The 1,187-nt window shown below is 59.0% G+C and carries 2 pseudogenes; one reads left to right on the forward strand and one right to left on the reverse strand.

What is annotated here, in order from left to right:
- Nucleotides 1–704: pseudogene (locus tag ACREXZ_RS30865) on the reverse strand (helix-turn-helix domain-containing protein); the annotation flags it as partial.
- A gap of 122 nt (nucleotides 705–826) precedes the next feature.
- Between ACREXZ_RS30865 and ACREXZ_RS30870 the strand changes: the two are divergent.
- A pseudogene (locus tag ACREXZ_RS30870) lies at nucleotides 827–1,060 on the forward strand (integrase core domain-containing protein); the annotation flags it as partial.
- Between the last annotated feature and the right edge of the window lie 127 nt (nucleotides 1,061–1,187).

The following is a 1,187-nucleotide window of genomic DNA, read 5'->3' on the forward strand; positions in this document are numbered from 1 at the left end:
GATCGGCGTCCTGCGATCCCTCGGGTCGCGGCTTTGCCGCGCCCAAAGGCAGGCTCCGAGCTTCGCGAAGGCGCACTTCGAACAGGTGTCGATGAAGGTCTGCTGATAGATGCGCCCAACGCCCTTCATGTTGCCGACGTAGAACGTATCTTGCGCCCCGCAATAGCCCGGACATTCACTCTCGAGCTCACCATGAGCCTCCTTTTCGGATTTGGCCTTCCCCAAGGCTGTAAGCTGCGCCTCAGTCAGGATCAGGCCTTGCCTCGGCGACCTTGGCGTCCAGCGCTTTCAGCCGTTTCTTCATCGTCTCTAGATCGTGATCGTCTCTAGATCGTGGCGCTGCCAGACCCCGCGTATCCCATCCTTCGACGGGCTCAGGAGGCGAAATCGACAACCCCCGCTTGCGCACCTCATTGGAGATCCGGATCTGGCCAAAGGCCGGCTGCTCCAAGGAGAGCGCAACGATCTGCACCTCGATCTCCGGAGGTGCCCGATTTTTCAGGAGCGGCTTGCGGCGGCTCATCTCCGCCAAAGCGAGATCACCCCCTCCTGCGCCCGTCGAAGGGATCGTAAAGCGCCTTGAAGCGGGAGAAACTGTCGCGCGAGTAGCCCAGCATCTTGCAAGCCTGGCTGACGTTACCGAGCTGCTTGGCCAACTCCAGCAAGCCAGCTTTGGCTCGAATAATCTTTTGCTCCTTGGTCATCATCGGTGTCCTTCTCAAGACGCCGAGGCCGGGCGCCACGCAACCCCGACCACCCCGCACCCGGCCTCGGCTCACGCTTCGGCTCTATGACACCAAATGTCCGATCAAATATCAACTGGTACACGAATGGCATCGTTGAGCGCTTCCACAAGACGGTGCTGGACGAGTTCTATCGCGTCGCCTGCCGCAAAAAGCTCTATGCCCCGATCGTGGCCCTGCAGGCCGATCTCGATGAATGGATCAGAAGCTACAACGAGGAGAGGCCGCATCAAGGCCGCTGGTGTTTTGGCAAGACGCCGCTGCAAACCTTCCTTGACACCATCCCCATTGCGAGGGAAAAAATGATCGCTGCCTGATCACGACCAAACAGCAAACCCAACCACTCCAAGGCACTGTCTGTCAGGACAAATACAAGCTACTATACATGACAAGGCGTCGTTGCACGAATGAAGCCGCGTTGCGCCATCTGACGCCGTGTCAGAC

This window comes from Paraburkholderia sp., assembly GCF_050742655.1.
Classification (GTDB): domain Bacteria; phylum Pseudomonadota; class Gammaproteobacteria; order Burkholderiales; family Burkholderiaceae; genus Paraburkholderia.